The sequence below is a fragment of the Bacillus cereus group sp. BfR-BA-01453 genome (genome assembly GCF_022662915.1).
Lineage (GTDB): Bacteria > Bacillota > Bacilli > Bacillales > Bacillaceae_G > Bacillus_A > Bacillus_A paranthracis.
In genome coordinates this window covers 84,171-97,816 of the sequence record NZ_JAKUEN010000007.1, presented here as the reverse complement: position 1 = coordinate 97,816, position 13,646 = coordinate 84,171, and the positions used below count along the sequence as shown (strand labels likewise).

Genomic DNA, 13,646 nt, shown 5'->3' with positions numbered 1-13,646 from the left:
ATGTTTGATAGGGTTATAAATAAAATCGCTTTTGGTTTAGGGATAGCGATGGTATATAGTCTATTATTTTTATGGATTGGTTATGTAAATGGAATGGAGACAGTGGAAACAAAAACATTAATCGCATATTTAGTAACAGCAAATATAATAGGACTTATCTTCTCTTTTGCTTCATTTGTTTTTGAAAAGGAAGAATGGAGTATATTAAAACAGACAAGTATTCACTTTATCGTTTTGCTAGGAACATTTTTGCCTACAGCAATTTTGATTGGGTGGGTTCCGAATCGTTTCGGTCCGATTCTTGTTTGTATAGGAATCTTTATTTTTATTTACTTCATAATTTGGTTCATAATGACCCTATATTGGAAGCGAAAAATAAAAAAAATAAATCATCAATTAAGGTGAAAAAATTATGTATGTGTCTGGACCATCAGTGGAATATGTGTTCCACTGATGGTATTTACAATCCTCCTTTTTACAAATGAGTAAGAGTGATATTTAATCGACAGTAACAATTTCTCCTATACCACGAATCAGTTTTTTTATATGCATCTCATTTGGTTTCAATATACTTACGATATAATCAATCGCTATTTGCGGTTCAACGGTTGTACCGCACGTATAACAATCAATGGCGGCAAAGTTTTTTTCTGGATAAGTGTGAATAGAGAGGTGGCTTTCTGATAGTAAAACTAAAACAGTAACACCATGCGGATCAAATTCTTTTGTACTTACGTTTAAAACGTGGGCACCAGATTGATCAGCAGCGTGAACTAAATGATGTTCTAAAAAGTAAATATCATCTAATAGGGAAAAATCCACTCCCCATAAATCTACTATTATATGCTTACCGAAAGTAGAATATTCCATAAGGTAACGCTCCTTACTATAATGTTGTTAAAATTCCATTTCCTGTTTGTAACATTGATGCAAGATAAGATTCGATTCTGAGTTTAAAAGAGCGAGATTACGTTGTTCTAAATGTTCTTCTTTAAATTGAAATAAAGGAAAAAGAAGAGAAGGTAATGTTCGAGGCGTTGGCACTACATATAATTGCTCAATTTGATCGAGTACATAGGCAGAATTAGCGGCAATATGAAATCCCCAGTCAGTTCCGAAAGAAGGAATGATTGTATGATAACTTTTCACAGTTAATCCCGCATGTTCAATTGTATGACCGATACTCCAATATACAAGAGGTGCATCAGCAGGTGAATTAGATTGGCAGACGAATGCACCATCTTCTGTTAAGAATGTAGCTATCCGAGCAAAAAGTTCGCTTGTATATAAAGTACTTAAAATTTCTGTTGCTGGATCAGGAAAATCAATAATAATTACATCGTATAAGGATGAAGGAGAATTTAGAAATTCTTTCGCATCACATACGTGCACATTCACGCGACTATCCAAAAATGCATTGTTGTTTAAAGATACTATTTCTGGAACATTACGTGCCATATTAATCATTGCCTCATCTAAATCAACAAGGTCTACATGTAGCACAGTTTCATATTTCAAAACTTCTCGCAGGGCAAGACCATCGCCACCACCTAATATGAGAACACGTTTTGGATTAATTACTTTTGACATAATTGGATGTACAAGTGCTTCATGATAAATTTGCTCATCGACGGAACTGAATTGTAGTTGCTTGTCCAAATATAAACGGATATCGCTTACTTGTAGCAAATGAATATTTTGATAATTGCTTTTTTCATTCAATAAACTTGTATGTTCACCAGCTTGTATTTCTTTTAAAGAAATTTCATCCCATATATCTAGGTTGTGTGAATCCGTGGGTACTATGACTACATTTTCCGTTTGTGCTTGCTTGTCCTGTTTATCCTGTTTGTCGTGCTTGTCCTGCTTATTTTCTATTTCCTGCTGTTCTAGTTCAAATTTGTTAGAGTCTAATTCAGAACGTTTGTCTTTTTTATAGCTTGTTATTCTATAAATCTTTATTTTGCTTTTTTTTCTATGTTTTGGCATAGGAATCCCCTTTCGAATTGTGTTACTTTACTCTATTCTATGTAATCTAGTAGAATCGGCTTGGACAATAGATAGAAGAGTGTGTTTAAGAGAGGTTTATTTTTTACTAGATTTTCATGCTAAAAAAATTTTTTAGTGTTTTTTTGTTTTAAATACAACTAGACAACTAAACACTAATCTATTTTCATACAGTTATGTGTTAAAAGCGTGTTGTTTTATAACACACTGTGTGTTTTTTGATCGACACACTAATTGAAAGCGTTAACACACAAAGAAAATGGTCGAAAAAGTGCTGAATTTAGTGGTTTTAAAAAGTTGGCACGCTAATTGCATTAATAAATAGCGTAAAGAAAAATAAATAAAATATAAATTTTTTATACTACACAAGGGGGATTTTCAAATGAATATTTTATTATGTTGCTCAGCAGGGATGTCTACAAGTTTACTAGTTACAAAAATGGAAGCGGCTGCAAAAGCTCGCGGTCTAGAAGGAAAGATTTGGGCTGTATCTGGGGATGCAGTAAAAACAAATATTGATCAAGCAGATGTATTATTACTAGGACCACAAGTTCGTTACATGCTTTCTTCAATGAAAACGCTTGCTGATGAGAAAAACGTTGGAATCGACGTTATTAATCCAATGCACTACGGCATGATGAATGGAGAAGCAGTTTTAGATCACGCATTAACACTTAAAAAATAATTAGGGGGGAAGCGAAATGCAAAAATTTATTGCATTTATGGAGAAATATATTGTTCCTGTCGCTGGTAAAATCGGGTCGCAACGTCATTTAGCTGCGATTCGTGACGGATTTATCGCAGTTATGCCACTTATTTTAGTTGGTGCACTGGCATCACTAATTAATGGTTTTCCATCTGAGGCTTTCCAAGATTTCATGAAAGGTTTGTTTGGTGAAACGTGGAAACAAGTTGGCGGTGGAATGTGGACTGGTTCTTTCGCGATTCTAGCACTAATCATAGCATTTACAACAAGTTATAACTTAGCAAAATCTTACGGCGTTGATGGTTTGTCAGCAGGTATTATTTCATTTGGTGCGTTAATTATTCTTACGCCAACAACACCGAAAGAAGGCGGATTGAACTTAGCTTGGACGGGTGCACAAGGGTTATTCGTAGCAATTATTGTAGCACTTCTTGTTACTGAAGTATTCCGTTTCTTCGTACAAAGAAACATTACTTTTAAAATGCCTGATGGAGTACCACCAGCAGTTTTAAGATCTTTCGCAGCTATAGTTCCAGCATTTGTTATTTTAACAGTAGTTGCAGGTATTCAATTAGCAGTGAAATTAGCCGGTACAAGTGTTCATGAATTTATCTTTAATACGATTCAATCGCCACTGCAAAGTTTAGCAGGGACATTACCAAGTGCAATTGTCATTGTACTCCTTGTTCATCTTCTTTGGTTCTTCGGTTTACATGGTCCAAATATCGTTGGTGGTATTATTGAGCCGTTATACTTACCAGCATTAGAGAAAAATATGCAGTTATTCAAAGGTGGCACATCTGCATTTGATGTTCCAAACATTGTTACAAAACCATTCTTTGATACTTTCGTATATCTTGGTGGTTCTGGTGCAACATTAGCGTTCTTAGTAGTTGTATTACTTGTAGCAAAAAGTGCACAATTACGCGGTGTATCTCGTTTATCAATTGGTCCAGGTGCGTTCAACATTAACGAACCAGTAATCTTTGGTACACCAATTATTTTAAATCCAATTTTATTCTTACCGTTTATCCTAACACCAATTGTATTAGTAATTACTTCTTATACAGCTATATCGATTGGCTGGGTACCAAAAACAGTTGTGATGATTCCATGGGCAACACCACCAATTATTAGTGGTTATCTTGTAACAGGTGGACATCTTTCAGGTGCAATTCTACAGTTATTCAACTTTGTAATTGCGATGGTAATCTACTATCCATTCGTTGTATTGTGCGATCGTTCTGTTGTTCGTACTGAAAAAGCAGCAGCACAAGGAAATAACAACTCTGTACCTATGTAACACAGTAATTGTTCTCACAGATAACACTATCTGTGAGAACAATCACCTTTATATCATGTTCAAAAAGATGAAATCCATCTACAAGAACACCAAACTATCATTCATAAAATAATAATTTAATAGAAATGTTCAAACTGAAGGGGTATTTTAATCGGTTGAACCATAATAGAGAGGGCGGTAATTATGATGACTACAGCAGAACAAATTCCATTCCAATTAATTTTAAATAGTGGTAATGCACGAAGCTTTGCGATGGAGGCACTTCAATTTGCCAAACAGGGGAAAATGGCAGAGGCTGATGAAGCGATGGTGAAGGCGAAAGAAGCGATTAATGAAGCGCATCATTTCCAAACAGAGCTCATACAATCAGAAGCAAGAGGAGAAAAAACAGAGGTTAGTGTTCTTTTAATTCACGCACAAGATCATTTAATGAATGCGATTACAGTAAAAGAACTAGCAGCAGAGTTTATTGATCTTTATAAAAAATTAGAAGCGAAAGGGGAATAAAGCATGACTGGAATTAAAATTGCTACAATCGGCGGTGGATCTAGCTATACACCAGAGTTAATTGAAGGATTTATTAAGCGTTATGATGAGCTTCCTGTTCGTGAAATTTGGTTAGTAGATATTGAGGCAGGAAAAGAGAAGTTAGAAATCGTTGGTAACTTAGCGAAACGTATGGTGAAAAAATCTGGTTTACCGATCGAGGTACATTTAACGCTTGATCGCCGCGAAGCATTAAAAGATGCTGATTTCGTAACAACGCAGCTTCGCGTAGGTTTATTAGAAGCTCGTGCAAAAGATGAAGCAATCCCATTAAAATATGATGTAATCGGTCAGGAAACGAATGGTCCTGGTGGTTTATTCAAAGCATTGAGAACGATTCCTGTTATTTTAGATATTTGTAAGGATATGGAGGAGCTTTGTCCGAATGCATGGTTAATTAACTTTGCAAACCCAGCAGGTATGGTAACAGAAGCTGTCCTTCGTTATACAAATATTGAAAGAGTAGTTGGTCTATGTAACGTTCCAATCGGAATTCGCATGGGTCTTGCAAAATTGCTTGAAGTAGATGCAAGTCGTGTTCACGTTGATTTTGCAGGGTTAAATCATATGGTATATGGACTAGACGTATATTTAGATGGCGTAAGTGTAATGGATCGTGTGTTAGAGCTTGTAACAGATCCAGAAAAGCAAATTACGATGGAAAATATCGCAGCGCTTAACTGGGAACCAGACTTTATTCGTGGCCTTCGTGCAATTCCATGTCCATACCATCGTTACTACTACAAAACACGTGAAATGTTAGAAGAAGAGAAAGAAGCTTCAGTTGAAAAAGGTACACGTGCAGAAGTAGTAAAACAATTAGAAAATGATTTATTCGAGTTATATAAAGACCCGAACTTAGATATTAAACCACCACAATTAGAAAAACGTGGCGGCGCTTATTATAGTGATGCAGCATGTAGCTTAATTACGTCTATTTACAATAATAAAGGTGATATCCAGCCTGTTAATACACGAAACAACGGAACAATTGCAAGCTTACCACATGATTCGGCTGTTGAAGTGAACTGTATTATTACGAAAGAAGGTCCAAAACCAATTGCAGTTGGAGATCTTCCAGTACCAGTTCGCGGTTTAGTACAACAAATTAAATCATTTGAGCGCACAACAATTGAAGCTGCTGTTACAGGGGATTATCATAAAGCGCTGCTTGCTATGACAATTAATCCACTTGTACCATCAGATAAAGTGGCAAAACAAATTTTAGATGAAATGTTGGAAGCGCATAAAGAATATCTTCCGCAGTTCTTCAAAAAGGTAGAGAAATAAAAGCGGCGCTATTTAGCCCGCTTTTTTTATTCTATCCCACTTTAATGGGCAGTAAGACCCCTACCTCAAAATTCAGCGAAAGCAAAGAAATTAGGTGGGGGATGAAGCCCCCCCACTGATTAAAGTTTCACTTTATTAGGAGGTATTACGATGATTAAATTAATTGTAAATGCAGATGATTTCGGTCTTACAGAAGGTACAAATTACGGCATTATTGATGGACATATAAATGGACTTGTAAATTCAACGACGATGATGATGAATATGCCAGGAACAGAGCATGCGGTACGCTTAGCAAAAGAGTATAAAACATTAGGAGTAGGCGTACATCTCGTATTAACAGCAGGTAAGCCGCTTCTTGGAGACGTACCATCACTTGTAAGTAGCGATGGATTGTTTCATAAACAAAGCATCGTATGGGAAGGGAACGTAAATCCAGAGGAAGTCGAGCGAGAATGGACTGCCCAAATTGAGAAATTCTTATCTTACGGATTAACGCCAACTCATTTAGATAGTCATCACCATGTGCACGGATTACCGATTTTGCACGATGTTCTGGAAAGGTTAGCTGCTACATATAATGTTCCAATTCGTCGTTGTGAAGAAGAGCGAGCGGTGCGTCCATTTTCTGACGTGTTTTATAGTGATTTTTACGCAGATGGTGTGACGGAAGATTACTTCGTGAAGTTAAAAGAAAGAGTACAAGGTGAACAAACGGTAGAAATTATGGTTCATCCAGCTTATATTGACCCAGAGCTTGTGAAGCGTTCTTCTTACGTAATGGATCGCGTGAAAGAATTGCGTATTTTAACAGAGAGTGAGTTGCCTGAAGGAATAGAGCTTGTAAAGTTTTAATAGAAAAAAGACGGCTACATTATGCCGTCTTTTTTTATTTACAAAATGGATAGGATATATCCGCCAAAGGCTCCAAGTATAACGATAACCCAAGGTGGTGTTTTCCAAAAAGCGAGCAAGCAAAATAGAAGAGATGCAAAAACAAAATCTACAGCATTCATAATTGTGCTTGTCCAAATCGGATCATAAAAAGCGGCAATTAAAATACCGACAACGGCCGCATTGACTCCAAGTAGTGCGCCTTGTATGAAAGATATTTTTCTCACACTGTTCCAAAATGGTAAAACACCAATAACGAGCAAGAAAGCAGGAAGAAAAATCGCAATTGTTGCAAGTATGGCCCCAAGCGTTCCGTTTAACAATGCTCCTATATAAGAGGCGAATGTAAATAGTGGTCCTGGCATTGCTTGTGTTAATCCGTATCCAGCTAGAAACTGTTCTTTTGTCATCATTCCGTTTTGTACGAACTCACCTTCAAGAAGGGGGAGTACGACGTGTCCGCCTCCAAATACAAGTGCGCCAGAGCGATAGAAACTATCAAATAAAGCGATGTAATAAGAGAACGGTCTTAATATTGGTAGCAGTAGTAATAGTCCGAAGAATAAGACGAGACAAGAAACTGCTATCTTTTTTGAAATAGGTACTTTTATATGTTGAGATTGACTAATTGGTTGGTTGCGATATAAAAACCAGCCGATAAAGCCAGATATGATAATGAGAATGACTTGTGTCCAGCTACTTGGCCATAATAAGGCGATTGCGGCAGTTGCAATTGCAATCGTCGCACGATTTCGGTCTGGCGTTAATTTTTGCGCCATTCCCCATATTGCATGAGCGACAATAGCGACTGCTACAAGTTTTAGCCCATGAATCCAGCCAGCACTTCCAAGGTCGAACTGATTAAGGAATGAGGCGAAGAAAACTAAAACAAGCACAGACGGTAAAGTGAATCCAATCCATGAAATAATAGCTCCGAATACCCCGCCTCTTAATAATCCAACGCCCATACCGACTTGACTGCTAGCAGGACCAGGGAGGAATTGACATAGTGCTACTAAATCTCCATAGCTCCGTTCATCCATCCATTTCCTTTTTTGCACATATTCGTGGTGGAAATACCCAAGATGGGCGACAGGGCCACCAAATGAAGTAATTCCTAATTTAAATGAAACGAGAAAAATCTCTAATAATGTATGAAAAATGTATTTGTTTTTTTTCAAAATGACCTCCTAGAATGTTTTTCTAAGTGCATTATACAAGAGGTAGTAAAGCAAAAGGAATGATTCTAATGTAAAGATTATGTGAATCTTTTCTTCGTAATTAACACTTGAAAAAGTCATAAATGATTATGTATAAACCATAAAGTAGTAGAAGTAGTGCTGGGAAATTTATATAAGGAGAATGCCCGTATGACAACACATTTCTTTGCGAGGTTAACAGGTAAGAGGGAAATACCTCCTGTAAATACAGAAGCTTATGGCGTAGCAGAGTTTATATTTAGTGAGGATTTAAAGAAGTTGCAGTACCGGATCATATTGAAAAACATCGAAAAAGTTACATCATGCCAAATTCATTTAGGGAAAGCAAATCAAATTGGTCCAATTGTTTTAAGTTTATTTGGTCCATTAAAGCAAGGTATTAGTGTTAATGAAGGAGTCGTCACTGGTGTAGTTCATGTGGGGGATTTTGAAGGGCCTTTACAGGGGCGAGCGTTTGATAGCTTACTGCAAGAAATCATTCAGGCGAATGCATATGTAAATGTGTATACGAAGCCCAATAAGAAGGGTGAAATCAGGGGGAGAATCAGGAAGGTAAAGAAGTAGAAAAAAGGCTGTCCATATTTTGGAACAGCCTTTTTCTATAAGTTGCTAATATTGTCGATTATTGTTGGTAAATCGATATATATTGAAAATCGCTGATATAATCTGAGTTGCGCCGATATATTTGAAAAATCGCTGATATAATCCGAGTTGCGCCGATATATTTGAAAAATCGCTGATATAATCCGAGTTACAGTCGATATACTAAAAAATTGCCACGATTAATTTTTTACAGGCTGATTTTTAATGAAGAAGTCCATAACATAAAACACTTCGTCATCAGGTATTTGTATTTCAAATGTATTTTCAATTGGCTGCAATGCTTTTTTTACTTTCATATACATCCAGTATTCATCTTGTCTTCGTTTCTCTTTATCTGGATGAGGGAGGAGGCTTTCTCCCTTTTGAAGACGGTCAACCATACAGCTCATATGCAGAATAACACCCATTAAACTGTCAGGAGTTAGCTGTAAGGAAATTAATTCTTGAATTGTATTCAATGCGTAACGGATCGTTTTAATAAGTAATGCTCCGTCGTTACGCTGCATTTGTTGTTCAAGAATATCAGCCATTTTTGCATATGTTTCTTCGTACGTAATTAATTCTTGAATTGGCTGAATCGCTGTGTAGTTTACAATGTCTTGGAAATGATATGTTAAGCATGGCACTTGTACATCGAAATTCGTGACGATACAAATAATGTTCCGCTCTTTTTTTATGTTCTCAATCATTTTCGTTAAATCTTTTTCATGGACGATACTAATCGGAATGATTTCAATTAAGTCTTTGTCAAATCGCAAATAGTTCTCCAACATTTTTTGAATAGCTAAAGCACTGCCTTCCCCAGTTAAACAAGCTGTCAAAATAACAGATTTCATTGGTGATAGTGGTTTTTTCTTTTCTTCTTGTACGTTTAAGTAAAACGGTGTTAAGTTCTTCACCGTTTCATATAATGCATCTAACGAGTAGCCAAGCTGAGCTTTTCGAGCTGCTTCTAGTGCATGTGGAGTGCTTGTCATGGAAAGAACACGCACTGGAATTTTGAACTCAGTTTCTAATATATCACCAATATAAGCGAGAGATCCCATATCAACGAGTAAGAGAAGCCCGTTTACATTTTGGAGTGTTTTCATATACACTTTCACACGCTCTAAGAAATCTTTCGGCGATTCATGTAACGGCATATCGATACCGGTTACTTCGTCAATGCCGAGCAGTTCATTTGCGACGTTTGCCATTTCTGTTGCTATGCCGTTGCCGTGCGCTAATATTAATACTTTTACTTCTGTTTGTGAGGCAGGAATTGGATCAACAACAAAGAACATTGTTAAAAAGCCTGCTTCATCGATAGGCATTGTTATTTGTAATTCGTCTTCCAGTAGTTGAATGCATTGCATAGCTACGGAAAAAGCTTCTTTATATTTCGTACGAATTTGATTTAATTGCGGGTGATGAATTTGTTTTCCAGCCTGTAAACGTTGTAGAGTTGTCTGTACATGTAAACTTAAAGCGAGAAATACTTTTTCATCGAACGTCTTGGATAAATGTTTTTCAGCAAGTTCAGCAATTTTTTCACAAACGGAAACGATATTACGATCTACAATTTTAAAAACATTTTCATGACTTGTCTTTTTTGACATTTGGTTAAAATATTGTACGAAAAAGCTTTGAATATCATTTTCTATTAGTAATTCTAATTCTTCCTCTTCAATACCACGAGCTTGAAGTTCTTCATATTTATAGTCAATATAATCGTAAATAGAAGACTGTTTTTCATTTTCTATTTTATGATTACTCCATCCTTCATCACCTGTAAATATAAATGTTTCATTCGGTATTTGGTATAGATGACGGCTTTTTCTTTCAATGAAGAGCCCTTCCTTCATATACCAAGGTAAGTCTGTGCTTGAAACATAGACAGAATCACGTTTCTTTGTCACGAAGTCAGAATAGGCTTTCGCACAGGCAATTTGTACATCCGTTTTTAATTGGCCGATGTTATTGGGACAATTGTAAAAGACGAAAGCACGCATTGCATTCGGACTAACGTGAATTTCTTTTCGCAAGCGAATTGCTTCATTTGTGAAAAATAGTTGCAGTAAAGCAAAACGTTCTTTATGTGTACGCTCACGAAGTGGTGGCAGCGTGACAGTCATCGGTATACGTCTTGTAAATGTTTTTAATAAAAATGAATTTGGTTCTTCTGTTGTTGCAGTAATGATCAATACTTGTGCTTTACGTTCGTTTTCTGTTTCTCCAAGGCGGCGATATACTCCGCGGTCAATAAAGGTGAAAAGCATTTCTTGTCCCTCTGGAGGAAGGCGATGTACCTCATCTAAGAAAAGGATTCCTTCATGTGCTTTTTCAATTAACCCTTTTTGATCACTTGCCCCTGTATACGCTCCTTTTTTAATCCCAAATAATTGCCCGAGTAGTAGCTGTGGGTTATTTGCATAATCAGCACAGTTAAAGACGATAAATGGTGCATTTTTAGGAAGCTGTTCAACTTCAATTGCATATTCGTGCATTAAAGAAGCAAACATGGATTTTCCGACGCCTGTTTCTCCGAGCAGTAAAGTATGCATACCGTTTGGAGGATAGAGAATAGAAGCTTTCGCTTTTTCGATTGCGATTTTAAGGCTCGTATTTTCAACTGCAAATGTATCTAATGAAGTTACTTCTTTTGAATGCGTTTCCAACGAAGTGTTCGTTTCTATATAAAAACGAACAGGACGCGTATTTGTTTTTAATAAACGTTTATCTTTTACGAGTTTGTTTAAGTCGCTACTTACATTGGCTCGATCTAGCTGCAACAGGGTAGCGAGTTCTGATGCAGTTACACCTTCTGTATAATTGCCTTTTTGTATTGCGTTAAAAATGAGATCTATTCGTTTCATTTCTATTCACCTCGAAACTTCATCACTATTTAAAATTTTACACAAAAATGGGAAGGGTGGGAAGAGAAAAATAAAACAGCTTTAGCACATAGGCACTAAAGCTGTTACAATCTTGTGTCTTTCCAAAAGTTTACTTCCAGGTGGGAAGATGGATTATAGGGAAGAAGCTTGTATCCTTGTGACTGTAAGTAATCAATTACTTGTGGCAGTATTTGTACGGTTACACTCGAATCATGCATTAAAATTACTTCGACTTGTTCATCGCTCTGATTACGTACCCTTTCTAGTATGGCAGAAGGATTATCATAGCTTTTCCAGTCGTATGTATCGATTGTCCAATCCCACATTTTATACTGGGCTGATACAAGTGCATCACGGTAATTCTTTTTTAAGTAAGGCATGCTACCATACGGGACACGAACGAGATGTGAATTTAATTTTGTAACTTGCTGAACGATGCTTTGTGCTTGTTCCATTTCTGTAATTAAAGTAGATGGGTCACCAGTGTAAAGGCGTTTTACATCATGGGACATACTGTGAAGTCCGATATAATGTCCATCTTTAATTAATCGTTGCATTGTCTTTTTATAATGTGGTACTTTTCCACCAATAACAAAGAAAGTTGCTTTTCCGTTCTTTTCTTTTAAGATGTTTAAAATTTGCGTAGTATATTTGTTTGGTCCGTCATCAAATGTTAAGTACGCGATTTTTTGGGTAGAAGAGGTAGTTTCGGTATTTGGATGATGTTCAGCAGGGGGAATGGTAGTTGCTCCTGCATGAGATGACGCGTACATAGTAATCGTTAAAAATAAAATAATGTATTGAAATACTCGCTTGATCATAACATTCACCCTCAGTTTGACAATCAAGATGTAAAAAAGAAAATATAATCCTTTTCTTATTATGTATATCTTTCTCCAATAGTGGAACTCTCAAACAAGCTATATTTTGGAAATATAAAATAATGAATAAAAATAGCATCCTCTTATAAGAAAGAGGATGCTATTTGAATATTTCATAATAGTAAAGGCTATACTACAATTAGTCTTCGCGTTTTTTCACTTTTTTATAAAAGGAAATAAGTGGTTTGTAACGTTCATGTACAAGTCCAATTACTTCAGCAATAATCTCTGTAAAGAAGATTAAAACGAAAAGAAGAATAATGGATAACCATAATGTCGCACTAGAGAAAATGATTGCATTTACACTAAAGAAAATACCGAATGCGTATATAATTAGTACCGTTTTACGATGAGAGAAGCCCATTGCAAGTAAACGGTGATGTAAATGCGACTTATCTGGTGCTGAAATAGGTTTTTTATTTACGATACGACGGATAATTGCAAATGTCGTATCAAATACAGGCACGCCTAAAATGATAACTGGAACGATAAAGCTGAATAGCGTTACACTTTTGTATAATCCGAGTAACGATATAACAGAAATACAGTATCCTAAAAATAGTGCTCCTGTATCTCCCATGAAAATTTTTGCTGGATGGAAGTTGTAGAATAAAAATCCAATTGTACTTGCAAGTGCAATTAGTGCTAGAGGTAAAATGATAGCCGTTCCAGTACCCCATGGGCTAGTGAAGGCCATGTATGCTAGCGTTGCCAGTACGATAGATGAAATACCAGCGGATAATCCATCTAAGCCGTCAATTAAGTTGATTGCATTTGTAATACCTACAATCCAAAATACTGTAATTGGGTAAGCAAGCCATCCAAGTTCAGTATCCCCGAGGATTGGAATATATAATACTTGCACTAATAATCCACTTTTTACAATCATAATGGCAACTAATAGTTGTCCACCGAATTTTACCTTCGCAGATAACTCGTACATATCATCTAAAATACCGATGATTACAATGATAATCGCACCTAGCGTTATCGATAACATTCTTTGTTCGTATAAGCCACCGACAACAAATCCAACAGCCACACCAATAAATATTGCTAACCCGCCAAGACGAGGCATAATCTTTTGGTGCACTTTACGCGCGTTTGGCTTATCTGTTGCTCCTATTTTAAAAGCTAACTTAATAACTAAAGGAGTAACGACGAGTACAGTGATGAAAGATGCCAAAATGGCATAAATCACTTGTGAGTCCATTAATACCCCACCCTTTTATAGTCTAACGTAATTTTTTTAAATATATTTATCTGAAAATTATGATGTTTATTTACAGGCTCATAACATATGGTATCACAAAAAGATTA

Annotated in this window: 13 protein-coding genes; 7 read left to right on the top strand and 6 right to left on the bottom strand. The window is 36.3% G+C overall.

The genetic code is table 11. The features are described from left to right. A complete protein-coding gene (locus MR070_RS15885; protein WP_044792024.1) occupies positions 1-405 on the top strand; it encodes a DUF3021 domain-containing protein in 405 nt (134 codons plus the stop codon). A 93-nt stretch (positions 406-498) separates the two neighbouring features. Here the strand turns inward: MR070_RS15885 and speD are convergent, their stop codons facing one another. Together speD and MR070_RS15875 are read right to left on the bottom strand one after the other, a co-directional pair. Next, the gene (gene speD, locus MR070_RS15880; RefSeq protein WP_044792025.1) at positions 499-870 is read right to left on the bottom strand and encodes an adenosylmethionine decarboxylase; all 372 of its coding nucleotides are present in this window, start codon (positions 868-870) and stop codon (positions 499-501) included. A 27-nt stretch (positions 871-897) separates the two neighbouring features. Further along, positions 898-1,989 carry a polyamine aminopropyltransferase gene (locus MR070_RS15875; protein WP_242261603.1) on the bottom strand — a complete coding sequence of 364 codons (1,092 nt, stop codon included), beginning with the start codon at positions 1,987-1,989 and terminating at the stop codon, positions 898-900. A 400-nt stretch (positions 1,990-2,389) separates the two neighbouring features. On the opposite strand from MR070_RS15875, the gene MR070_RS15870 reads away from it, so the two are divergent. From MR070_RS15870 to chbG, 5 genes are all read left to right on the top strand, one after another. Next, positions 2,390-2,692, top strand: a complete 303-nt coding sequence (locus MR070_RS15870; protein ID WP_001023567.1) for a PTS sugar transporter subunit IIB — start codon at positions 2,390-2,392, stop codon at positions 2,690-2,692. A 16-nt stretch (positions 2,693-2,708) separates the two neighbouring features. After that, positions 2,709-4,016, top strand: coding sequence for a PTS cellobiose transporter subunit IIC (gene celB, locus MR070_RS15865; protein ID WP_001168825.1), 1,308 nt, complete (start codon positions 2,709-2,711; stop codon positions 4,014-4,016). A gap of 183 nt (positions 4,017-4,199) precedes the next feature. Beyond that, positions 4,200-4,523, top strand: coding sequence for a PTS lactose/cellobiose transporter subunit IIA (locus tag MR070_RS15860; RefSeq protein ID WP_000989055.1), 324 nt, complete (start codon positions 4,200-4,202; stop codon positions 4,521-4,523). A 3-nt stretch (positions 4,524-4,526) separates the two neighbouring features. Continuing rightward, positions 4,527-5,852: a 6-phospho-beta-glucosidase gene (gene celF, locus MR070_RS15855; protein ID WP_242261602.1), complete on the top strand. Its 1,326-nt coding sequence runs from the start codon at positions 4,527-4,529 to the stop codon at positions 5,850-5,852. A 150-nt stretch (positions 5,853-6,002) separates the two neighbouring features. After that, on the top strand, positions 6,003-6,707 hold the full coding sequence (gene chbG, locus MR070_RS15850) for a chitin disaccharide deacetylase (protein WP_044792030.1): 705 nt from the start codon (positions 6,003-6,005) through the stop codon (positions 6,705-6,707). 38 nt (positions 6,708-6,745) lie between these two features. Here chbG and MR070_RS15845 read toward each other — a convergent pair whose 3' ends face one another. Further along, positions 6,746-7,927 carry a chromate transporter gene (locus MR070_RS15845; protein ID WP_242261601.1) on the bottom strand — a complete coding sequence of 394 codons (1,182 nt, stop codon included), beginning with the start codon at positions 7,925-7,927 and terminating at the stop codon, positions 6,746-6,748. Between the two features lie 189 nt (positions 7,928-8,116). Between MR070_RS15845 and exsM the strand changes: the two genes are divergently transcribed. Continuing rightward, positions 8,117-8,530 (top strand): exosporium regulatory protein ExsM, encoded by a 414-nt coding sequence (gene exsM / locus MR070_RS15840; RefSeq protein ID WP_242261600.1) that lies wholly within the window; start codon positions 8,117-8,119, stop codon positions 8,528-8,530. Positions 8,531-8,748: 218 nt separating this feature from the next. On the opposite strand, the gene MR070_RS15835 is transcribed toward exsM, so the two are convergent. From MR070_RS15835 to MR070_RS15825, 3 genes are all read right to left on the bottom strand, one after another. Next, positions 8,749-11,424, bottom strand: a complete 2,676-nt coding sequence (locus MR070_RS15835) for a sigma-54-dependent transcriptional regulator (protein ID WP_000820980.1) — start codon at positions 11,422-11,424, stop codon at positions 8,749-8,751. Positions 11,425-11,528: 104 nt separating this feature from the next. Then, positions 11,529-12,266, bottom strand: coding sequence for a polysaccharide deacetylase family protein (locus tag MR070_RS15830; protein WP_000597164.1), 738 nt, complete (start codon positions 12,264-12,266; stop codon positions 11,529-11,531). Positions 12,267-12,465: 199 nt separating this feature from the next. Beyond that, entirely contained in the window at positions 12,466-13,539 is a 1,074-nt protein-coding gene (locus tag MR070_RS15825) for a glycosyltransferase family 4 protein (RefSeq protein ID WP_000378310.1), read from the bottom strand. Positions 13,540-13,646: the final 107 nt, after the last annotated feature.

Excerpts from the sequence above, each read along its gene's own strand:
- celF (WP_242261602.1), top strand. The coding sequence starts at position 4,527 with ATGACTGGAATTAAAATTGCTACAATCGGCGGTGGATCTAGCTATACA.
- speD (WP_044792025.1), bottom strand. The coding sequence starts at position 870 with ATGGAATATTCTACTTTCGGTAAGCATATAATAGTAGATTTATGGGGA.
- celB (WP_001168825.1), top strand. The coding sequence starts at position 2,709 with ATGCAAAAATTTATTGCATTTATGGAGAAATATATTGTTCCTGTCGCT.
- MR070_RS15870 (WP_001023567.1), top strand. The coding sequence starts at position 2,390 with ATGAATATTTTATTATGTTGCTCAGCAGGGATGTCTACAAGTTTACTA.
- exsM (WP_242261600.1), top strand. The coding sequence starts at position 8,117 with ATGACAACACATTTCTTTGCGAGGTTAACAGGTAAGAGGGAAATACCT.
- MR070_RS15875 (WP_242261603.1), bottom strand. The coding sequence starts at position 1,989 with ATGCCAAAACATAGAAAAAAAAGCAAAATAAAGATTTATAGAATAACA.
- MR070_RS15825 (WP_000378310.1), bottom strand. The coding sequence starts at position 13,539 with ATGGACTCACAAGTGATTTATGCCATTTTGGCATCTTTCATCACTGTA.
- MR070_RS15835 (WP_000820980.1), bottom strand. The coding sequence starts at position 11,424 with ATGAAACGAATAGATCTCATTTTTAACGCAATACAAAAAGGCAATTAT.
- MR070_RS15830 (WP_000597164.1), bottom strand. The coding sequence starts at position 12,266 with ATGATCAAGCGAGTATTTCAATACATTATTTTATTTTTAACGATTACT.
- MR070_RS15860 (WP_000989055.1), top strand. The coding sequence starts at position 4,200 with ATGATGACTACAGCAGAACAAATTCCATTCCAATTAATTTTAAATAGT.
- MR070_RS15885 (WP_044792024.1), top strand. The coding sequence starts at position 1 with ATGTTTGATAGGGTTATAAATAAAATCGCTTTTGGTTTAGGGATAGCG.
- chbG (WP_044792030.1), top strand. The coding sequence starts at position 6,003 with ATGATTAAATTAATTGTAAATGCAGATGATTTCGGTCTTACAGAAGGT.